This window comes from Curtobacterium sp. C1 (genome assembly GCF_021049325.1).
GTDB classification, from domain to species: Bacteria; Actinomycetota; Actinomycetes; order Actinomycetales; family Microbacteriaceae; genus Curtobacterium; species Curtobacterium citreum.
The window spans coordinates 1,628,293-1,648,406 of sequence record NZ_CP088076.1; the positions used below are offsets into that span (position 1 = coordinate 1,628,293).

At 73.0% G+C, this 20,114-nt stretch carries 22 protein-coding genes; 10 read left to right on the forward strand and 12 right to left on the reverse strand.

The window, feature by feature from the left end; genetic code table 11:
- Nucleotides 1-44 precede the first annotated feature (44 nt).
- Nucleotides 45-1,385, reverse strand: a complete 1,341-nt coding sequence (locus LQK89_RS07905) for a 6-phospho-beta-glucosidase (protein ID WP_231050683.1) — start codon at nucleotides 1,383-1,385, stop codon at nucleotides 45-47.
- Nucleotides 1,382-2,137: a DeoR/GlpR family DNA-binding transcription regulator gene (locus LQK89_RS07910; protein ID WP_231050684.1), complete on the reverse strand. Its 756-nt coding sequence runs from the start codon at nucleotides 2,135-2,137 to the stop codon at nucleotides 1,382-1,384. The genes LQK89_RS07905 and LQK89_RS07910 overlap by 4 nt, the downstream gene beginning before the upstream one ends.
- Nucleotides 2,138-2,257: 120 nt before the next feature.
- Between LQK89_RS07910 and LQK89_RS07915 the strand changes: the two genes are divergently transcribed.
- The 5 genes from LQK89_RS07915 to LQK89_RS07935 all read left to right on the forward strand — a co-directional run bounded on the left by LQK89_RS07915 (nucleotide 2,258) and on the right by LQK89_RS07935 (nucleotide 7,197).
- Nucleotides 2,258-3,262 (forward strand): carbohydrate kinase family protein, encoded by a 1,005-nt coding sequence (locus LQK89_RS07915; RefSeq protein WP_231050685.1) that lies wholly within the window; start codon nucleotides 2,258-2,260, stop codon nucleotides 3,260-3,262.
- 50 nt (nucleotides 3,263-3,312) lie between these two features.
- On the forward strand, nucleotides 3,313-4,578 hold the full coding sequence (locus LQK89_RS07920) for an ABC transporter substrate-binding protein (RefSeq protein ID WP_144801288.1): 1,266 nt from the start codon (nucleotides 3,313-3,315) through the stop codon (nucleotides 4,576-4,578).
- On the forward strand, nucleotides 4,575-5,531 hold the full coding sequence (locus LQK89_RS07925; protein ID WP_058743081.1) for a carbohydrate ABC transporter permease: 957 nt from the start codon (nucleotides 4,575-4,577) through the stop codon (nucleotides 5,529-5,531). The genes LQK89_RS07920 and LQK89_RS07925 overlap by 4 nt, the downstream gene beginning before the upstream one ends.
- The gene (locus tag LQK89_RS07930; RefSeq protein WP_229666707.1) at nucleotides 5,528-6,418 is read left to right on the forward strand and encodes a carbohydrate ABC transporter permease; all 891 of its coding nucleotides are present in this window, start codon (nucleotides 5,528-5,530) and stop codon (nucleotides 6,416-6,418) included. The genes LQK89_RS07925 and LQK89_RS07930 overlap by 4 nt, the downstream gene beginning before the upstream one ends.
- 137 nt (nucleotides 6,419-6,555) lie before the next feature.
- Complete coding sequence (locus LQK89_RS07935; RefSeq protein ID WP_231050686.1) at nucleotides 6,556-7,197, forward strand: hypothetical protein; 642 nt, start codon at nucleotides 6,556-6,558, stop codon at nucleotides 7,195-7,197.
- 108 nt (nucleotides 7,198-7,305) lie between these two features.
- On the opposite strand, the gene LQK89_RS07940 is transcribed toward LQK89_RS07935, so the two are convergent.
- From LQK89_RS07940 to LQK89_RS07960, 5 genes are all read right to left on the reverse strand, one after another.
- Complete coding sequence (locus tag LQK89_RS07940; RefSeq protein ID WP_231050687.1) at nucleotides 7,306-8,154, reverse strand: formate/nitrite transporter family protein; 849 nt, start codon at nucleotides 8,152-8,154, stop codon at nucleotides 7,306-7,308.
- A gap of 75 nt (nucleotides 8,155-8,229) precedes the next feature.
- Nucleotides 8,230-9,327: an AI-2E family transporter gene (locus LQK89_RS07945; protein ID WP_231050688.1), complete on the reverse strand. Its 1,098-nt coding sequence runs from the start codon at nucleotides 9,325-9,327 to the stop codon at nucleotides 8,230-8,232.
- The gene (locus LQK89_RS07950; RefSeq protein ID WP_231050689.1) at nucleotides 9,324-10,415 is read right to left on the reverse strand and encodes a Brp/Blh family beta-carotene 15,15'-dioxygenase; all 1,092 of its coding nucleotides are present in this window, start codon (nucleotides 10,413-10,415) and stop codon (nucleotides 9,324-9,326) included. Before LQK89_RS07950 ends, LQK89_RS07945 begins: the two co-directional genes overlap by 4 nt.
- Nucleotides 10,412-11,689, reverse strand: coding sequence for a lycopene cyclase family protein (locus tag LQK89_RS07955; RefSeq protein ID WP_231050690.1), 1,278 nt, complete (start codon nucleotides 11,687-11,689; stop codon nucleotides 10,412-10,414). Before LQK89_RS07955 ends, LQK89_RS07950 begins: the two co-directional genes overlap by 4 nt.
- The gene (locus tag LQK89_RS07960) at nucleotides 11,676-12,587 is read right to left on the reverse strand and encodes a bacteriorhodopsin (RefSeq protein WP_231050691.1); all 912 of its coding nucleotides are present in this window, start codon (nucleotides 12,585-12,587) and stop codon (nucleotides 11,676-11,678) included. The genes LQK89_RS07955 and LQK89_RS07960 overlap by 14 nt, the downstream gene beginning before the upstream one ends.
- Nucleotides 12,588-12,781: 194 nt before the next feature.
- On the opposite strand from LQK89_RS07960, the gene LQK89_RS07965 reads away from it, so the two are divergent.
- From LQK89_RS07965 to LQK89_RS07975, 3 genes are all read left to right on the forward strand, one after another.
- On the forward strand, nucleotides 12,782-13,438 hold the full coding sequence (locus LQK89_RS07965; RefSeq protein ID WP_231050692.1) for a response regulator transcription factor: 657 nt from the start codon (nucleotides 12,782-12,784) through the stop codon (nucleotides 13,436-13,438).
- A gap of 9 nt (nucleotides 13,439-13,447) precedes the next feature.
- Nucleotides 13,448-13,933, forward strand: a complete 486-nt coding sequence (locus LQK89_RS07970; protein ID WP_231050693.1) for a MarR family transcriptional regulator — start codon at nucleotides 13,448-13,450, stop codon at nucleotides 13,931-13,933.
- Between the two features lie 157 nt (nucleotides 13,934-14,090).
- Nucleotides 14,091-14,543 (forward strand): hypothetical protein, encoded by a 453-nt coding sequence (locus LQK89_RS07975; RefSeq protein WP_231050694.1) that lies wholly within the window; start codon nucleotides 14,091-14,093, stop codon nucleotides 14,541-14,543.
- A gap of 59 nt (nucleotides 14,544-14,602) precedes the next feature.
- Here LQK89_RS07975 and LQK89_RS07980 read toward each other — a convergent pair whose 3' ends face one another.
- Both LQK89_RS07980 and LQK89_RS07985 read right to left on the reverse strand, forming a co-directional pair.
- Nucleotides 14,603-15,286: a DUF1345 domain-containing protein gene (locus tag LQK89_RS07980; protein ID WP_231050695.1), complete on the reverse strand. Its 684-nt coding sequence runs from the start codon at nucleotides 15,284-15,286 to the stop codon at nucleotides 14,603-14,605.
- A 143-nt stretch (nucleotides 15,287-15,429) separates the two neighbouring features.
- The gene (locus LQK89_RS07985) at nucleotides 15,430-16,311 is read right to left on the reverse strand and encodes an NAD-dependent epimerase/dehydratase family protein (protein WP_231050696.1); all 882 of its coding nucleotides are present in this window, start codon (nucleotides 16,309-16,311) and stop codon (nucleotides 15,430-15,432) included.
- 141 nt (nucleotides 16,312-16,452) lie between these two features.
- Here LQK89_RS07985 and LQK89_RS07990 point away from each other — a divergent pair, with 141 nt between their 5' ends.
- Entirely contained in the window at nucleotides 16,453-17,031 is a 579-nt protein-coding gene (locus tag LQK89_RS07990) for a TetR/AcrR family transcriptional regulator (RefSeq protein ID WP_058741999.1), read from the forward strand.
- Between the two features lie 144 nt (nucleotides 17,032-17,175).
- Here LQK89_RS07990 and LQK89_RS07995 read toward each other — a convergent pair whose 3' ends face one another.
- The gene (locus tag LQK89_RS07995) at nucleotides 17,176-17,943 is read right to left on the reverse strand and encodes an inositol monophosphatase family protein (RefSeq protein WP_269145921.1); all 768 of its coding nucleotides are present in this window, start codon (nucleotides 17,941-17,943) and stop codon (nucleotides 17,176-17,178) included.
- On the reverse strand, nucleotides 17,940-18,614 hold the full coding sequence (locus LQK89_RS08000) for an NUDIX domain-containing protein (protein ID WP_231050697.1): 675 nt from the start codon (nucleotides 18,612-18,614) through the stop codon (nucleotides 17,940-17,942). Before LQK89_RS08000 ends, LQK89_RS07995 begins: the two co-directional genes overlap by 4 nt.
- A 97-nt stretch (nucleotides 18,615-18,711) precedes the next feature.
- Between LQK89_RS08000 and LQK89_RS08005 the strand changes: the two genes are divergently transcribed.
- Nucleotides 18,712-19,269 (forward strand): DUF6611 family protein, encoded by a 558-nt coding sequence (locus LQK89_RS08005; RefSeq protein ID WP_231050698.1) that lies wholly within the window; start codon nucleotides 18,712-18,714, stop codon nucleotides 19,267-19,269.
- 160 nt (nucleotides 19,270-19,429) lie between these two features.
- Here the strand turns inward: LQK89_RS08005 and LQK89_RS08010 are convergent, their stop codons facing one another.
- A complete protein-coding gene (locus LQK89_RS08010) occupies nucleotides 19,430-20,059 on the reverse strand; it encodes a TetR family transcriptional regulator (RefSeq protein ID WP_217488547.1) in 630 nt (209 codons plus the stop codon).
- Nucleotides 20,060-20,114: the final 55 nt, after the last annotated feature.

The window sequence follows — 20,114 nt, forward strand, 5'->3', positions numbered from 1 at the left end:
GAGGGGCGGACCGGGCGGTGGGCTGGGGACGGCCGGGAGGCGGGTCAGGTCAGGTAGGACAGGTGCGGGAACGTGGACCGCGCGTCCTCGAGCAGGGCGCGCGCGACGCGCACCGAGTCGACGAGCGGGTGGTGCGCGAGGGCGCGGAGGGCGGCGGCGCGGGAGCCGTGCAGTGCCGCCTCGATGGTCTGCCGTTCGACGTACTTCACGGCGGTCACGGTGCCGAGCCCGAAGTCGGGCACGCGGGCGCCGGGGACCGGGTGGGCGCCGGTCGCGTCGACCGTGCAGGGGACCTCGACGACGGCGTCGTCGTCGAGTCCGGTGAGGGCGCCGCCGTTCCGGACGTTCAGGATGAGCCGGGCGCGCTGGTCGTACGCGATGCCGCGCATGAGCGCGAGTGCGACGTCCTCGTAGCCGCCCGAGGTCATGTCCTCGAGATCACGGTCGCCCATCCCGGCTGAGTCGCGGTTCGTCGCCATGTAGGTGGCCTCGCGCTCGTTCCGGCTGTCCTGCCAGGCGTGGAACGGGTGGTCGCACGACGCCGCGGCGGCCCAGAACCGGTCCTGCTGCTCGACGAGGTACCGCGCCCGGGTGTGCGGGGCGTACTGGTCGGCCTGCAGGACGTCGCGACGGTAGGCGTAGTAGTGCAGGTACTCGTTCGGCAGCGCGCCGAGCGCCTGGATCCACTCGGCACCGAAGAGCTTGCCCTCCTCGAAGGACTCGATCCGCCCGGCGTCGGCGAGGACCTCCGGCAGCCGGTCGACGCCGTCGACGCGGATCGCGGTGAGCCAGCCGAGGTGGTTCAGACCCGCGTACTCGAGTTCGACGTCCGGCCCGTGCTGGACGCCGATCGTGCCGAGTGCCCGACGCGCGAGCCCGATCGGGGAGTCGCAGATGCCGATCACCCGGTGTCCGAGGACGCTTGACATCGCCTCGGTCACGACGCCGGCGGGGTTCGTGAAGTTGATCACCCAGGCATCAGGCGCCAGGCGCTGGATGGTCCGGGCGAGCGCCATCACGGTGGGGAGTGTGCGGAGGGCGTACGAGATGCCCCCGAAGCCCACCGTCTCCTGGCCGATCACGCCGTGCGACTGGCCGATGCGCTCGTCCGCTGCACGGCCCTCCATGCCGGCGACGCGGATCGCCGAGAAGACGAAGTCGGCGCCGGGCAGCGCTTCCTGGACGTCGGTGTGCACGGAGACGGTCGGCGCGTCCGCGACGCCGTCGGCCTGGTCGGCGAGGATCCGGGCCATCGTGGTGAGGCGGGTCGCGTCGACGTCGACGAGGGCGACCTCGGTGACCCGCCCGGGGGCGCGGTCGCGGAGCAGGGCGGAGTACACGAGCGGTGTGCGGAACCCGCCCCCGCCGATCATGACGAGCTTCACGTGACGATGACCTCCACGCCGTGCGCGGCGAACGCGGCGGCGACCGGGACCGGCGGTTCGTCGTCGGTGACGACCCGCACGATCGAGCTGGGCAGGTCGATGCGTGCTGCCCCGGTGCCGGGGAACTTGCTGCTGTCGGCGAGGACGGTGACCTCGTCGCACGCGTCGGCGATCGCCTGCTTGACGGGGACCTGCGCGATCGTGGTGTCGCGCAGGTCGCCGCTCGCCGAGATCCCGCTGACGCCGAGGAAGGCGTGGTCGGCGCGGATCAGGCGGAGCGAGTCGGTGGTCAGGTGCCCCGAGACGCAGTGGTAGACGGGGTCGTAGTCGCCCGGCAGGAGCACGAGGTGCGTCGCGGGGGCGTCCTTGAGGGCTTCGAACACGGCCATGTTCGCGGTGATGACCGTGATCGGCCGTCCGCGCAGCAGGAGCGCGAGCTGGAGCACGGTCGTGCCGATGTCGAGCACGACGGTGTGCCCGTCCTCGACCAGCTCGGCCGCGGCCCGGGCGATCCGGGCCTTCGCGTCACGGTTCACGGTCTCGACCTCCGGGAAGGGGGCGTCGCCCTCGTGCGGGTCCGCCAGGACGGCGCCGCCCCGGGTCCGACGGAGCAGTCCGGCCTCGTCGAGCCGCTGCAGGTCACGTCGGATCGTGGCGATGCTCGACCCCGTCGCCTCGGCGAGGTCGGTCACCGACGCCGCCCGTGCCGCCCGCAGGCGGTCGAGGATCGCGATGTCCCGGATGTCCTTCATGCCGAGCAGCATACCGATCAACTTCGCTCAGAACGCAAGCATGAACGAACAAAAAGTTGCTTGCTCTTGATCGATCGGTGTTGTAGCTTCCACAACACCACCAGAGCCGACGGAGATCCGATGGACGATCGAACGCACCGCAGCACCGACGCCGACGTGCTCGTCGCGGGCCAGCTGTTCTTCGACGCCGTCTTCGCCGACCTGCCCCAGGCCCCCGTGCCCGGGCAGGAGGTCTGGACGCCGCACTTCGGCTGGACCCCCGGCGGCATCGCCAACTTCGCGATCGCCGCAGCCCGGCTCGGCGCGTCCACGGACGTCTGCGCCGCGGTCGGCGACGACGACCTGTCGGGGCTCTGCCGCGCGGCCCTCGTCCGCGAGGGGATCGGCACGGCGCTCCTCCGGGAGGTCCCCGGGTGGGCGCTCCCGGTCAGCGCGTGCATCGACCACGACGGCGACCGCGCGATCGTCACCGGCGGGACCCCCGCACCGCTCGCGCTGCCCGACCTGCTCCCGCCGACAGGCGGTCGCGTCGCGGCCCTGCACGTCGACGCGTCCACCGCCGAGTGGGTCCGCGGGAGTGCCGACCGCGGCGTCCGGGTCTTCGCGGACGTCGGCTGGGACCCGACCGGCGCGTGGGACCCCGCGCTCCTCGACGCGATCGACGGCGCGTACGCCTTCACCCCGAACGCGCACGAGGCCCTCGCCTACACGCGCACCGACGACCCGGTCCGTGCCGCGCGTCTGCTCGCCGAGCGGGTGCCCCTCGCCGTCGTGACGCTCGGCGCCGACGGCGTGGTCGCGGTCGACTCGTCCACCGGGGAGCAGGTCGTCGTGCCGCCGGTCCGGGTCCGCGCCGTGGACAGCACCGGCGCCGGTGACGTGTTCTGCGCGGCCCTCGCCGTCGGGACGCTCGCCGAGCTGCCGCTCCGCGAGCGCATCGACCTCGCCGCGCTCGTCGCGGCGATCACCGTCTCGCGACCGGGCGGCGCCGCCGGCGCGCCCCGACGCGCCGAACTCGCCCCGTGGCTGGCCGCCAACCCGGCCGCCGCGGACCCGGACCGGTACGGCTTCGTGACCACGAGCCTCCCGTCGGTCCTCGCCGGACCGGCGATCCGGACCCCCTGACCCACCCGCTCCACCGCACCCGCTCCCTTCCCCCGACCCCAGGAGACCCCATGCGCACCACCACGAAGCGTCGCCGCACCGCCGCGGTCCTCGCCACCGCGGTCGCGGCCGCCCTCGTCCTCACCGGCTGCTCCGCCGGATCGTCGGCCTCGACCGGCAAGCTCACCGCCTGGCTCTGGCCCGGCGCCGTCGGCGACTCGGTCGTGTCGAGCGCCAAGAAGGAGTTCGCGTCCGACAAGCTCCAGGTCAACGTGATCGGCGGCGACTTCAAGCAGAAGCTCGTCACGACCTTCACCGGCAAGACGAACATCCCGTCGGTCACCGGCGTCAAGGGCGAGGACATGCCCTACTTCCTGCAGCAGTCGAGCCTGTTCACCGACCTGAAGGACCTCGTTCCCGCGTCGTACCTGGCGCAGTTCCCGAAGTGGAAGCTGGCCGAGGCCACGACCGCCGACGGCAAGCTCATCGGCATCCCGACCGACATCGGCCCGTCCGCGCTGTTCTACCGCGAGGACGTGCTGGCGAAGGCCGGACTCCCGAGCGACCCGGCCGCCGTCGCCGACGCGACGAGCACCTGGGACAAGTACTTCGCCTTCGGCAAGGAGCTCAAGGCCAAGACGGGCGCCTCGCTCGAGGTGTCCATGGGCGACGTGTTCTCGTGGTCGATGGCGCAGGCCGACAGCGGCTTCGTGAGCAAGTCGGGGAAGTTCACCGGCGACGACGCGACCGTGAAGGAAGCGTGGGACCGCGCGGTCACCGCGAAGCAGGACGGTGTCGTCGCGGGCATCGAGGACGGCAGCCCGGACTGGGCGTCGGCGGTGAACCAGGGCAAGCTCCCGACCGTGATCGGCGCCGCCTGGCACGCCGGTGACATCAAGAGCGCCGCACCGGACACCTCGGGCAAGTGGCGGGTCACGGCCACCCCCGGCGGCCCGGGCAACGCCGGCGGCTCGTTCCTCACCATCCCGGCCTCGACCGCCGACAAGAAGACCGCGCTCAAGGTCATCGAGGCCATGGTCGCCCCGTCCGCCCAGGCGACGACCTACAGCCAGGTCGGGAACTTCCCGTCCTCGTCGAAGGCGCTCACCGAGTCGGCGCTCACGAGCGGGGACACGTTCTTCGGCGGGCAGGACACGGTCTCGGTGTTCCAGGAGTCGATCGCGTCGATGCCGACGAAGTACACCAGCCCGTACGACGCGCAGGTCGGCGCGCCGTACCTGACCGAGCTGACGAACGTCCAGGGCGGCAAGGACCCCGACCAGGCGTGGAACGACGCCGTCAAGGCCGCGAAGGCCGCGCTGGAGTCAGCGAAGTGACGACGACCGTCGCGCCGTCCCTCGCGGGGCCGGGTCAGCAGACCCGGCCCCGCCGGCGGGGCCTCCGCCGCACCTGGCCGATGTACCTGGCGGTCGCGCCGTTCTTCGTCCTGTTCATCGCGTTCGGCCTGTACCCGACGCTGTACTCGCTCGTGCTGTCGTTCCAGGACTGGAACGGGCTGGGCGACCCGACGTGGGTCGGCCTCGAGAACTTCCAGAAGCTGTTCGCCGACCCGACCTTCTACCTGTCGATCCGGAACACCTTCGTCATCTTCGCCCTGTCGACCTTCCCGATGCTCGTCATCGCGATCGCCGTCGCCGCCATGCTCAACAACGCCGTCCGCTTCAGCACCGCGTACCGGATCGCCTACTTCGTGCCGAACATCACCTCGGTCGTCGCGATGGCGGTGCTGTTCGGGTCGATCTTCGGCCAGAACTTCGGGCTCGCGAACACGCTGCTGCAGGGGATCGGGCTGCCCGCCGTGCCGTGGCTGTCGACCCCGCTCGGGATCCAGGTCACGGTGTCGCTGCTCATCACGTACCAGTGGACCGGCTACAACGCGATCATCTTCCTCGCGGGCATGCAGTCGATCGGCGCCGAGGTCTACGAGGCCGCGAAGATCGACGGTGCCGGCGCCTTCCGGAGCTTCTTCTCCATCACGCTGCCGCTCCTGCGCCCCACCGTCATCTTCGTGCTCGTCGTGAGCACCATCACGGGCCTGCAGAGCTTCACCGAGGCGCAGGTCCTCACCACGACCGCCGGCTCGACGAACAGCGGCGGTGCGGGGCAGGGCGGCCTGACGATGGTCCTGTACTTCTACCAGCAGGCCTTCGGCTTCAACCGCTTCGGCTACGGCGCCGCCATCGCGTGGGGCGTGTTCCTCATCGTCGTCGTGTTCACGATCATCAGCTGGCGCTTCACCGCCGGCCGCAAGGAAGAGGCGCGCTCGTGACCGTCCTGACCCGCCCGGACACCGCCGCCCCGGCGACCCGGACCACCGTCACCCGCCGCCGCCGTCGCGGCCCGGGGGCGTCCCGCGTCGTGCTCTACACGCTGCTCACCATCGGCGCCGTGGTCTCGGTCTTCCCGCTGTACTGGCTGTTCGTGATGGCGAGCAACACCACGAGCGACATCTACAAGTCGCCGCCCGTGTTCGTCCCCGGACCCTGGCTGTTCCAGAACATCGGCGAGGTGTTCCAGAAGATCGACTTCGGTGGGGCGCTCCTCAACACGGTGATCGTCTCGGTCAGCGTCACGGTGCTCGTGCTGTTCTTCGACTCGCTCGCCGCCTTCACCTTCGCGAAGTTCGACTTCCCGTTCCGGAAGACCCTGTTCACGATCGTCCTGGTGACGTTCATGCTGCCGATGCAGCTGTCGATCATCCCGCAGTTCATCACCATGACGAACCTCGGCTGGGTCGGGCACCTGCAGGCACTCATCGTCCCGGCCGCGGCGAACGCCTTCGGCATCTTCTGGCTCCGGCAGTACATCCTGTCGAGCATCCCCGACGAGCTCCTCGACGCCGCGGTCATCGACGGCGCGGGGTTCTTCCGGCAGTGGTGGACCGTCTGCATCCCGCTCATCCGGCCGGGTCTCGGCTTCCTCGGGATCTTCACGTTCATCGGCTCGTGGAACGACTACCTCTGGCCGCTCATCGTGCTGAACGACCCGAACCACCTGACCCTCCAGGTCGCCATGGCACAGCTGAACACGACGTTCGCGAACAACTACAGCATGGTCATGGCCGGTGCACTGCTCTCCGTGCTGCCCCTGCTCGTGGTCTTCCTGATCGGTGCACGGCAGTTCATCGGCGACATCGCGAAGGGCGCGATCAAGTGACCGCCTGCGCGGCCGGGCCCTGACCACCTGACCGCCCAGGCCGTTCCTGGCCGGGACCGCACCCGGCCGCCCGTCGGTACCGTGGTGGACGGACCTGCCGGTGCACGGGGCGCTCGGCAGCGGCAAGGGGGAACCACATGTCCGTCACGACCACACTCACCGGCACGGCCGCCGCGCTCGTCGTCGCCGTCGTACTCACCGGGTGCGCCGGACCGGCGCCCGCGGGGCAGCGCACCGCGGCTGCCCGGCCCACCACCAGTGCGACGCCCACGGCGACGGCGAGCCCGAGCACGCCGGCCGCCGTCGCGTCGCGCGACCTCCGGTTCGAGGACGGCGATGCGCTGTCCGCGAGCACGCTGCCCGCCTTCGCGCTCGAAGTCTCGGCACTTGACGGGTGGACGCAGAACGGCGAGGACCCGAGCGCCGGGTCCCGCGAGTACACGAACGCGGCCGGCTCGGTCGCGACCATCACCCAGCAGCGGGTCACCGACCTCGACCCGACGGCGGGGGACCGCGCCGCCACCGAGCGGATGTTCACGGCCTCGGGTGCGCCGGTCGAGCGGCTCGAGGAGCAGCTCCTGCCCACCGCGACCGGCGGCACGGCGCAGTTCCTGTCCGTCGCGTCACAGGACTCGGACGGGTCGTGGTCGGCGACGGTGGCGCGGGCGTTCGCGAAGCCGGGCATCGTGCTCGTCGTCCGGGTGCGAACCACCTCGCAGGAGGCGCTCCGTCCCGACCTGCACGACGTGCTCGTCGCGGCGAAGGTCGTCGTGGCCTAGCTGGACCGCCATCGGTCGCGCCGGTCGCGTGGCCGGCACCGCACCGGACGGGAGGATCGTGGCGGACCCGCCACGATCCTCCCGTCCGGTTCCGGGTCGCGACCGGCGTCAGCCGTCGTCGCGCTCGCGCGCGGACCGCGCCGGGTCGGACGGGGCGTCCCGACGCCGCGAGCGGAGGAGGTCGGCGGACCGCACGAGCCGCAGCGCCGTGACGAGGACGAGGCCGCCGAGGACGTTGAACAGGAGCGTCCAGCCGAACCACGCGGCCCACTGCCCGTAGGACAGCTCCGCTCCCGCCTGGATCGCCCCGAACACCAGGAGCGAGTCGAGGATCGAGTGGAAGAGTTGCAGACCGGACAGCAGGAAGCCGCCGACGACGGCGGCGACGATCTTCGCCAGGTCCGAGTCGGTGCCCTGCTGCATCCTCGTGACGAGCGTGATCGTGCTGCCGCCGAGCACGGCGAGGACGGCGGTCTGCAGGCCGAAGGGCGCCTCGACGTAGTGCCGACCGGCCTCGACGAGCTCGCCGTGCCACTGCGGGAACGCCTGCACGACGAGCCACATCACGACCCACCCGCCGGCGAGGTTGGCGAGCAGGGTGCCGACCCACAGCCGGAGGAGCTGCGCGACCGTGCCCTCCCGGGCGATGAGGGCCGTGATGGGGACGAGGAAGTTCTCGGTGAAGAGCTCGCTGTGCGCGAGGTAGAGCGCGATGAGCCCGATGCTGAACGCCAGACCCGCGAGGAGGTGGCTGTCGGTCTCGTGCAGGACGGCGAGGTACCCCATCACCCCGAGCCCGATCTCCAGTCCACCAGCGAAGCCGGTCGTCAGCACGACCCGGGTCGTGCGCTGCAGGCGCTCGGCGCCCTCCTCGACGATCGCGTCGAAGGACTCGTGGATCTCGTCCTCCACCGGGGCGTCGCTGCTGCCGACCTCGCGGCGTCTGTCGTCGGTCACCGATCCGACGCTAGCCCCGTCGACCCTGCTCCGGTGGCGGTGCGCGCAGCGGCGGTGCGCTGCGCGGCGATGCGATCAGGCACGGGGTTCCGCCGACGCGGGGATCGGCAGCGGGATCGGGACGTCCGGGTCGTCCTGCCGGGCGGCGCGGATCATGGCGTTGGCGGTGGCGGCGAGCGGGACGGCGAAGAACCCACCGGCGATGCCCCCGATCGTCGTGCCGGCGATCACGGCGAGCAGCACGGCGAGGGGGTGCACGGCGACGACCGAGCCGGTGAGGAACGGGTGCAGGACCTGCCCCTCCAACTGCTGCACCAGGACGACGACGCCGAGCATCACGAGTGCGGTCACCCACCCCTGGAACAGCAGGGCGAGCAGGACCGCGACCGCGCCGGCAGCGAACGCGCCGACGACCGGGACGAAGGCCCCGACGAAGACGACGACGCCGATGGGTCCGGCCAGGGGGACCCCGAGCAGGAACGCACCGAGGGCGATCCCGAGGGCGTCGGTCGCAGCGATGACGACCTGCACCCGGATGAAGTGCGTCAGGGTCGTCCACCCGGCCGCACCGGCCACGGCCAGGCGGTGGTGGGCGGCCCGCGGGAACAGGGACACCATCCACTCCCACATCCGTCGTCCGCCGGTGAGGGAGAAGATCGTGACGAAGGTGACGATGAAGAGTCCCTCGCCGAGGTGCACGAGCGTCGCGCCCGCGACGACGACGCCCTGCTGCAGCGCCGTCGCGTGCTGCTCGACGAAGGACCGGGCCCCGGCGGACACACTGTCCAGGTCGACCGCCGGCAGCCCGAGCGGTGGGTGCCGCAGCAGGTCCTGCACGGTGCCGATGAGCGCGACCGCGCGGCGTTCGAGCCCGGGGAGCTGCTCGCTCACCCGCCAGACGACCAGGAACACGAGGAGGGCGAGTCCGGCCAGGAGCGACAGCAGGGCGAGCACCACGGCGATCCACCGGGGGAGCCCGTGGCGCTGCAGGAGCGCACTGAACGGGACGAGCAGCGCCGCGACCACCACGCCGACGAGGAGCGGGACGACGACGTTCGCCAGGGTGAACGCCACCCAGCCGGCGAGGCCGATCGCCGCGGCGATCACCAGGAGACGGGCCGCGAACACCGCGCCGGTACGGATGCCGGACGGTCGGGTGGTGGGGAGGGTCACGGGGATCTCGTTCCGGACGGCGCCGCGGGCGCGGCGGTGGGTGGGCGCCAGGTGCGCTGGACGTGGTCCATCCACGTCACGACGACCGTGTGCGGTGTGGTGAGGGCGGCGATGAGCGCGAGGTATACGGCGAGGTCGGCCTGCCGGAGCACCGTGGCGACGACGACGAGGAGCGCGACCGCTGCCGCCGTGACCGGCCAGGCCTGCCGACAGAACCGCAGGAACGCGCCGAGCAGGTGACCGCGCTCCAGACGGTCGACGGCGACGGGGTCGGTCAGCTCGAGGCGGAGCACGTGCCGGACGGCGTGCCAGAGCGTGAAGTAGAGGCCGACCGCGAGCACCGGCGGCACCAGGGCGAAGAACGCCAGCAGCACGAGGTCCTCGGTCGCCTGACGCCAGACCGGCTGTCCGGAGCGGCGGATGCGCACCAGGTGGAGGACGACGAGCGACAGGACGAGGACCCCGGCGGCGACCCGGACCGCTCCCGGCAGCACCACCCCCGCTGTCGGCGCCGATGCGTGGTCGCCGAGGGCGGTGACGGTGCCCGTGACGACCGACAGCGCGGCCGTGGGCTGCGCGACGAAGGGCACGACCATGGGCAGCGCGCCGCGCACGAGGACGGTCACGGTCGCGTCGAGCGGTCCGGCGGCGCCGTCCCCGAGCAGCCGGTCGACCCAGAGGTCGCCCTGGCCCCAGTGGAACCACGTGATGCCGATGAAGACGAGGAAGCCGAGCAGGGGCGTCGCCGTCCAGAGCGCGGCCGTCCCGGCGCCGACGACGACGTAGAGCGCCACCACGACCAGCACGGACCGGGTGGTGCTCGTCCCCGGGCGCAGCCGGGCCGGCACGAGGTGGTCGAGCGCGCCGTGGGGGAGCCCGAACAGCAGCACGCTCACGGCGAAGGGGACGATCTGCACGGCCGGCGGGATCGTGACGCCCGCGAGCGACAGGGCGCCGCTCGCCACGGTCACCACGACGAGCACGAGGGTGACGGGCGCCAGGACGTGGTCGACCACCCGGTCGCGGAGGGCGTGCGGGACGTCGGTCTGCGCGCGCCACCCGGACGGCGCCCGCAGCAGCGCCGTCACGACCGTCTCCGCGTGCGGTCGCCGAGCCGGACGAGCCCGTCGGTGACGGTGCTCGCGAGCGCCGCGAGGAACGGGCGCTTCGGCAGCGCGAGCACGAGCCGCACGTCGTCGACGAGGGTCGACCGCTCCGTCAGGAAGCGCACGACGAGCGGGCCGGGGAGCGCGAACATCCGGCGGAACACCTCGGGCGCGCGGTCCGGTCGGTCACGCAGGAAACGCAGGAAGACCGCGTCGAGGAAGCGGGTCCGTGCGCGGTCGGTGAGGGGCGGGACCGGGGTGCCGGCCAGGACGTGCCGGGCGACGACCGCGGCGTGCCGGTTGCCCCGTGCGAAGCCGTAGCCGCTGCTCGGGCGGGTGGTGCCGAGGACGTGCGCCCCGGGTTGGTCGGGGTCCGCGACGAGGTCGGCCGGCAGGGCGTCGGACATCGGGATGCAGCCCTGTTCCTCGTCGTCGGTCCACCACTCGTCGTCGGACAGCCCCCAGCGCTGCCGGACGTACGCGGCGATCTCCGCCCGGTGGTCGACCGGGTCGGCCGGGTCGGCCGTGAAGACCGTGCTCTCGACGAGTGCTCGGGTCGGGGACACCGGCAGGACGTAGAGGAAGTGCACCCGGTCGGTGTCCACCCGTCCCGTCGAGTCCATGAGCGTCACGGTGGTCGGGTCGAACACCGCTCGGCTGCTCGTGACCCACCGACCGACGAACCGCTGGTGCAGCAGGACACGGCCCGGGCGCACCCGCTCCGGGCACCGGGGCCCGCGGGCGTCGAGCACCGAGTCCGCCCGGAGCGTCCCGGCGGTCGAACGCACGACCAGGTCGTCGTCGGCGCGGGTGACGGCCGACACCGCGGCACCGTCGACGATGCGGACGGCCGCTCCCGTCGCGCCGAGCCGACGCTCGACGGCGGCCCGGCGGTCGGCAGCCCGCACCAGGACGTACGGGTGCTCCGGGTCCGATCCGCAGCTTGTCCCCCGGTCGGTCCGGACCTCCCACCGGGTCCAGCTCGCCGAGCGGGCCTCGGGCAGCGGATCGCTGCCGTCGTCCCACGAGCACCAGGACCGTGGGTCCGCGCCGCGCCGCGCCTCGAGGACCACGACCGAGCGTCCCGGCTCAGTCGACCCGATCCGGAGCGCGGTCGCGAGCCCGACGCACCCGGCACCGACGACCACGACGTCGGCGTGCTCCGGCAGGACGGCGGACACGACCGCGGGGCCGGGGGCCGGAGCGACGTGCGCTCCCGCCCCCGACCCGGTCGTGCGCGGTTCAGCGGTCGGCACGGCGCAGGTCGTCGCGTCCGCCGGTGACGGCGACGTGGGCCGGCGAGGGCAGCACCCCGTCGGAGCGCTTCTCGGACGAGATCCAGAGCGCCTCCGGCATGGTGTCGACGCCGGCTCGGACGTCCTCGGCGGAGCGGATCTTCGCCACCTTGTGGACCAGCGCGCCGTAGCCGACCTTCGCCACGATGTCCGCCACGGAGAGGACGACCTGCATCCACGTCAGGACGGCACCGCCGTGCCCCCAGCCCTGCAGGCCGAAGACGATCGGGTACGCCATCCACGTGACGATCAGCAGGATGCCGGCGTTGCGCAGCGTCCCCGCGGCCTCCGATCCCCGGAGGTCACGGCCGCCCTTGACGACGACGTAGATCACGAGGAGGTACAGGACCACCATGAAGACGCCGGAGATGACGCCCCAGGTCCAGAGCGCGCCCGTGTCGGTGCCGGAGTCGATGACGACGCCGCCGACGAAGCCGGTGCTGATCATCAGGAACGCGGCGGCGATGCCCACGGCACGCAGACGACGGGCCGCGGCGCCGGCGAGCGTGGCGACGGCGATCAGCTCGATCACCAGCAGCGGCACGGTGACGGTCCAGTCGAAGTAGCGCGGCGCCCAGGACAGGATCGCGTTCGCGTTCGGGACCCAGGAATCGCCCTTGCGGTCGTACCCGAGCGCGAACTCGAGGACGAGCAGCACGTAGGACAGGAACGCGACGCCGGTGATGCACATCCCGGCGTACACACCGGTGCGGTAGCGGCCGGACACCTCGTTCACGGACACCCACGACTTGACGAAGAAGGCGAAGAGGGCGAGTCCGGCCACGGAGAGCGCGTAGACGATCAGGGTGTGTTCCGCGAGTGTCAGGGACACGTTCCAGGGGGCGAGGGCATCGGACATGGGTGGACCTTTCGTGACGACGGAGCGGTGACCGGGACGACCGCTGCAGGAGAAACTTGCTCCACGGCAAATGTCCCGGTTCCCAGGTGCGGCTGCGAACGGGGTACGACCTCGTCCGTAGCCTGGTGCCACCGACGGAACGCGTCCGTCGGGTGCCCCGTGTCACCCCCAGGGGTGGTCCTGAGAGGAGTCGCATGCCGGCCAGGGTGCGCGTGGCGCTCGTCAACGACTACGAGCTGGTCCTCCGCGGACTGGCCGAGATGCTCGCGCCGTTCTCCGACCAGGTCGAACTCGTGCAGCTCGACGCCGGACACCGCGTCACCTCGGACGTCGACGTCGCGCTCTACGACACGTTCGCGCAGCCGCGCCCGGACGACGAGCACGTGTCCCGACTCGTCGCCAACCCCCGGATCCGCACCGTCGCCGTCTTCACCTGGAAGACGGATGCGCGACTCGTCGACGCCGCGGTCCGGCGTGGAGCGACGGGGTACTTCGCGAAGAGCGTGACCGGCCGGGCCCTGGTCGACGGACTGCTCGAGGTCGCCGCCGGCGGGACCGTGCTGGCGGGCCCGGAGGGTCGGGTGCGGGTCGGCCCCGGCGTCGTCTGGCCCGGGCAGGAGCTGGGGATCTCGGACCGGCAGTCCGAGGTCCTCGCGCTCATCACGCAGGGCAAGAGCAACGCCGAGATCGCCGAGCTCACCGCGCTGAGCCCGAACACGGTCAAGACCCACATCCGGACGCTCTACAGCAGGATCGGCGTCACGAACCGCGTCGGGGCGGTGCTGTGGGGGACCGAGCACGGCTTCCGACCGGACCATCGCAGCATCGACCGGGAGGCTGATCGGTCCTAGGCTGACGGGGTGGACGACAGTGACGACGGCGGGGCCGCACTCGAGGCGTCCGTCATCGGTCTCGGGCTCGTCCTCCGGTCGCTCGCCCCGGCACTCGAGCACGTGACGCTCCAGCAGTACCGGGTCCTGGTGCTCGTCGTGACGCGTGGACGGCAGCGTTCCGGCGACCTCGCGGCCGAGCTCGGCCTGCTGCCGTCCGGGGTCACCCGCATCGTCGACCGGCTCGTCCGCGACGGCCTCGTCGTGCGGACGGCGAGCGACCGCAGCGGGCGCGAAGTGCTCGTCCGGGGGACCGACCGTGCAGTCGCACTCGTGCACGAGGTGCTCGACGCGCGTCGTGTCGCGATCGGCGACCTGCTCCAGCGCATGACGGGACGGGAACGGGACGCGGTCCTGGCCGCCGCCCACGCGATCGTGCGCACGGCGGGGGACGAGGACCTGTCGGACGCGCGGTCGCTGCTGCCGCGGGACGAGCGGCACGACCGGCCGGTCTGAGCCGAGCGCTCGGTCTGCCCGTGTCCGGGTCGAACCGTGCACCCGACGTCGAACCAGCCCCCGCGCCCGGTTCGATGTCGCATGCGTGGTTCGACGCGGCGCCACGACCCGACCGGTCCCTCATGGCCGGAGCGCCCCGGACCCGTCAGCATGGACCGTGCCCACACCGCAGCAGATCCGCCGGGGGACCCTCCTCGGCGCGGCGACCATCGCCGTCGTCGGGGTCGTCGCAGCGACCGCCCCGTCCTGGTCGACCACCTCCGTCGCGGTCCCGCCGCGCTCCGCGTCCGCCCGCACCGTCGCCGAGACGTTCTGGCGAGCGGCCGAGCACCGCGACTGCGCCACCATGCGAGCACTGTCCGACCCGGACGACACGACCTGGTGCGTCTCCTGGTGGGACACGTTCACGGGCCAGGACCCGCACCTGCTCGGGCACGGCCGGTTCAGCGACCCCACCACCCAGCCCGACGACGGGACGGGAGAGACGTCCGTCCGGTTCACGGTCGACGTGCGGAACGTGTCCGGGATGCCCGACGGGTGGAACGAGTGGGGACTGTTCCTCCGCCACACCGCGGACGGATGGCGGGTCAGCGATGAAGGCGTCGTCTGACCGACGGCGACACCCCCGACTGAGCAACGCCCCTCGACACGCCGCCGCGCCCGTGCCCGTCAGCTCCCGAGCCCGGCGACCAGGTTGACGACGCTCGCGATCACCACCGTGCCGAAGAAGAACGACAGCAGCGCGTGCCGCAGCGTCGTCACGCGGACCGTGCTCGAGGTGATCGACGTGTCGGACACCTGGTACGTCATCCCCACCGTGACCGCGAAGTACGCGAAGTCCGAGTACCGCGGCGGCTCGTCCTGGTTGAACGAGATCCCGCCCGGTGTGCCGCTGTAGTACAGCTCGGCGTACCGGAGGGTGAAGAGCGTCTGCACGAGCAGCCACGACAGGAAGACGCTCACGACGCCGAGCGCGGCCGCGAGGTCCTGCGCCGTCCCGTGCAGCCCCCGCGCCGTGCTCAGCACGACGAGCAGTGCGACGACGCTCGCCGCCGAGGCACCGACGAGCAGCAGGTCCGACACCGTCCGCCGCGGGTCCTCGCGGTCGGCCAGCCGCGCGGTGCGCTCCGCGTCGGCCCGCAGGAGCGGGAAGGCGGTCACCACGTACGACGCGCACGCCGCCGCCCACCCGACCGAGGCGGCCCACCGCGGCCCGACCGTCAGCCCGGTCGCGACCGCCACGACGACCCCGACGACCACCATGAGCACCAGCCGGTTCCGGTAGCGACGGGACCGCCCGACTCGCGGGACGGGGGTCGGCTGCGGTGCCGACGGAGCGGCGGGCGTGGTCATCCGCCCAGGTTCCCGGTCGCCGCCGTCAGTGCGCCGGGACCGGGCCGCCGCGCCGCTGAGGGAGCGCGCAGGTGCGCGGCTTCGGAGCGGTCACCGGACCGGACGGGAGGCACGTGGCGGCGCCGCCACGTGCCTCCCGTCCGTCACGGGGTGACGTTCTCGAGGTCCGCCAGCAGGCTCGGGTGGGTGGGCTGCCAACCGAGCGCACGCTGGGTCGCCGCCCCGGAGGCGGGCTGGTCCGTCGCGAAGATCGGTGCGAACGGGCCGAAGGTGTCATCCGGGACGGCGGCGACCGGCAGGCCGAGGCGGCGGCCGATGACCTCGGCGAGGTCGCGGACGCGGTCGCCCTCGTCGGCGACGGCGTGCCAGGTGGAGCCGGCCGGCGCGTCCTCGAGCGCGAGGCGGAACAGCGCGGCGGCGTCGCGGGCGTGCACCGCCGGCCAGCGCTGGTCGCCGGTGCCGGGGTAGCCGGCGGTGCCCGATGCCCGCGCGGTCTCGGTGAGGATGCCCGCGAAGCCGCCCGCGCCGTCGGCGTGCACGGTGCGGGGGAGTCGCACCGCCGAGACCCGGACCCCGCGGTCGGCCAGGTCCAGGGCGGCGAGGACCGTCCGGGCCCGTCCAGCGACCGGGCCGTCGAGGGGGAGCGGGTCGGTCTCGAGCGCGAGCCGGCCCGGGACCCACGGCGTCCCCGAGACGACGACGAGCGGCTTGCCGGTGTCGACGAGTGCCTCGCCGAGGGTGTGGACCGCGGCGGACTCCTCCGCGATGGCCTGCTCGAGGCCCTCCGCCGTGCCGAAGTCGTTCGCGAACGCCAGGCTGACGACCCCGTCGGCGGCGCCGGCAGCGGCCCGGAGGACGTCGAGGTCGGCGATGCTCCCGCGCACCGTCTCGGCGCCCTGGGCGGCCAGCGCCTCGACGGAGCGGTCGGAGCGGGCGAGGGCGGTGACGGTGTGGCCCGCCGAGCGGAGTTCGGCGATCACGGCGGTGCCGATCGTGCCGGTGCCGCCGGTGACGAAGACGTGCATGGTGTGCTCCTGTCTGGTCCGCCGAGTGACGGGACCGTGGTGCCATCACGCTAGGACCGTGACGGGACAGTTGTCCCGTCAGTGCGCGAATCGGATGGGACAAGAGTCCCGTCAGTGGTCGTCGGGCCGTAGGATCGGCGGATGGCGAGGTGGGAACCCGGAGCGCGGGAGCGGTTGGTGCTGGCCGCGGTCGACCTGTTCTCGGAGCAGGGGTACGACGACACGACCGTGACCGAGATCGCCGAGCGCGCCGGGGTGACGAAGAGCACCTTCTTCCGGCACTTCCCGGACAAGCGGGAGCTGCTCGTCGCCGGGCAGGAGACGCTCAGCCGACTGCTCGCAGAAGGGATCGCGGACGCGCCGGACGGGGCGACACCGCTCGAGGCCGTCGCGAACGGAGTGGAGCGGGCCTCAGCCGAGATGGGCCCGGTGAACCGGGAGCTCGGGCCCAGGCTCCGTGCGGCGGTGGCCGCGAGTGCGGAGCTACGCGAGCGGGACGCCCTGAAGAGCGTCGGCCTGGCCGCGGCGATGACCGACGCGCTGCTCGCGCGCGGGGTCGACGCGGTACCGGCGCGGCTCGCGAGCGAGATGGGCGTGCTCGCCTTCACACAGGGGTTCGAGCGGTGGTCGGGGCGGGGCGTCGCGGACGACGAGCCGCTCGCGGTGCAGACCCTGGCGGTCCTGCGCGAGCTGCGGGAGGCGGCGGCGGCGCTGCGCTGAGCCGGTGCGGTGCGGTGCGGTGTTGTGCGGGGCGGTGTGGTGGTCTCCGCACAACCGGAAGCACGCCGCGCCCGGGACTTCCGTGGCGCGGCGCGCTTCTGGTTGTTCGGCAGCAGAGCGCGCCGCCGCGCGCCGCCGACCCCGCTAGGCGCTGCCCGCGCGCAGCAGCGCCGCGCCCTCGCGTACCGCGGTCGGCGCTCCCGCCAGGTGCCAGTCGTGCCCCTGCGCCCGGACGACCTCGGCCGCGCCGCCGGCACCCTCGACGAGCGCCCGGCCCGGCAGCCAGTCCCAGTCGGCGCAGTCCGTCTGCACCCAGAGCGCCGTCCGCCCGGCGGCGACGTCGGCCAGGTCGCACGACCCTGAGCCGCTGATCCGGATCGTCGCGGCGGCACCGAGCAGGGCGAAGAGCGGCGCGGTCGCACGCTCCCGCAGGTGCGAGGCGTTGAGGAACGTCGCCACGGCCCCGGAGCCGAGCGGCACGTCGGGGATCGCCGGCACGGGGACGCCGTCGCACGTGGTCACGCCCGCGCTGGCGACCCACGTCTCGTCGGGCAGGAGTCGTCGCACGGCACCGAGCACGAGTTCGCCGTCCACCTCGAGCGACACCGCGCTGCACCAGGACGGCAGTCCGACGACGTAGTTGTACGTGCCGTCGATCGGGTCGACGGTCCAACGGCGGCCGTTCGCCGGGTCGTCGTGCGCGCCCTCCTCGCCGGTGACGCCGTCCCCGGGACGCTGCTCGGCGAGCATGCCGTGCACGAGGTCCTCGGCGGCGCGGTCGGCCGCGGTCACCAGGTCGGCGGCCGAGGTCTTCTGCTCGGCTCGCGTGCCCGACGCCCGCATCTCCGCGGCGAGCGCGGCGGCCCTCGACACGAGGGCGACGGCGAGGTCGCGGTCCTGGTCCGGGTTCATCGACCCGCTCCGGTCCCGACCAGCCCGTGGAGTGCCGCCCACTGCAGCAGCAGGATCGTCTTGCCGTCGACGATGCGACCGTCGTCGAGCATCGCGAGCGCCTCGTCGCCGGGGACCTCGAGCACCTCGATCTCCTCGCCCTCGTCGGCGACCCCGCCGCCGGCGTCGACCCGGTCCGCCGCGGAGTACGGCGCCGCGTAGCAGTGCACCCGCTCGGTGACGGAGCCCGGGCTCATGTACGCGTCGACGACGTGGTTCAACGGACCGAGCCGGACGCCGAGCTCCTCGTGCGCCTCGCGTCGGACCGCGGTCTCCGGGTCGTCGGCGTCGAGCAGGCCGGCGGCGACCTCGACGAGCATGCCGTCCGGGTGCTCGTTGACGTACGCGGGCCAGCGGAACTGCCGGGTCAGCAGGACGGTGCCGCGCTCCGGGTCGTACGGGAGCACCGCCGCGCCGTTGCCGCGGTCGTAGGTCTCGCGCTGCTGCGTCGTCCACGAGCCGTCCCGCCCGCGGACGTCGAACGTCGTCCGGCGGAGCACGTGCCAGCCGTCCGAGGTCACCTCGACGTCCCGGACGACCACGTCCGGGTTGCGGTCGAGGTCTCGGCCGACCCGGTCGAGACCGGTCCTGCCCCTGCTGTCCGGTTCGGTGGCCCCACGCGTCGTCGTCACGCCACGACGCTAGCGGACCGCACGGACCCGACCCCGCCGCGTGAGGGATCCGTCAGTACTCGGCCCACCGCACGTCCCCGGGGCGAGGCTCCTGGACGTGGACAGCAACACCGACCGACCGGCGACCGGCAGCCGCCGCCACGCCCCGGGCCGCCGCGCGCGGAGCCTGCAGGGCGAGCACCTCTGGGGCCGCTACACCGTGCAGCCCGTCACCCGGGCGCTGTGGAGTGCCCAGACCCTCGAGGTCTACCCGCCCGGCACGAACGCGACCGAGCTCCTGTTCCTCCGCGCCTGGCACGCCTGGCGCCTCGGTGGCCCGCTCACCGCTGCCGTGCTGCTCCTGGTGCTGCACGACCGTCCGTTCGTCGCCGTCGGGCTCGCCGTGACGCTGAACGTCGTCGGGTTCCTCGTTCTCGCCCGCGCCACCCGTCGCACCCGCCCGGCCGTCCGGACCCTGACCGTCACGACCTTCCACGGCAACGGCCGCCCCGAGGAGCACGGTGACCGCCGGCTCTTCGACGGGTCGCTCGACGCGCTCACCGTGCTCGAGCGGGCGCACCGGCAGGACCGCGTCGGACGGGTCGAGTTCGAGCTCGTCTGGGGTGACGTCTGGGACGCGATCCCCGCGACCCCGGGGCGCGGGGTGCGGTCGTGACCACCGTCCTGACGCGACCGACCCTCCCGACCGCACCGGAGCAGGAGGACGACGGCACCGTGGTCCTCGGCTACGACTGATCGACCGTCGGTCCCGGGACCCACCGGACGGGAGGCACGGTGCCGGCCCGCCCCGCGCCTCCCGTCCGACCGTGGTGCCGTCAGGCGGGGCCGCGTGTGGTCGCGTCCGCGACGGACGCGACCCGTGCGTCGGCGTCGGCGATGCCGAAGGAGACGAGCAGGGGGACCCAGAGCGCGCGGAGGCGGGCGACGAGGTCGTCCGGCGTCGTCGTCGCGGCCGACGTGACGAGCCCGAAGGTCGCCTCGAGGAGCAGGTCCTCGGCGCGGTCGGGCAGCGCCGGGGCGTCCGCGGGCCGGGCGGCGTCGAGCTGCTCGCGGATGAAGTCGGCCCAGACGAAGCCGCGGGGGACCTCGACGTCGGTGTGCAGGAGCTCGCGGAGCAGGCGGACGGCGCCGCCCGCCTCGGGGCGTTCGCGGGTCTCGAGCGCGGTGTCGAGCAGCACGCGGGTCAGCCGTTCGACCCCGGCCGGCTCGTCCGTGGCGGCAGCGGCCGTCTCGACCCAGCGGACCTGCTGTTCCTCGATCACGGCGACGGCGAGCGCGTGCTTCGACGGGAACAGGTGGTACCCGATCGCGGACTTGGGGCGTCCCATGGCCTCGGCGATGCGGGCGAAGCTCGTGGCCTCGTAGCCGTAGCGGGCGAACTGGGCCCCTGCCGCGGCGACGATCGCTCCACGTGACGCCGCCATCGCTGCCTGTCGTCGGTTCACGGTCCTCCTGGTCGGTGCCGGGCCGTCGGGTCGACCCGGCACCACTCTAGGAGCA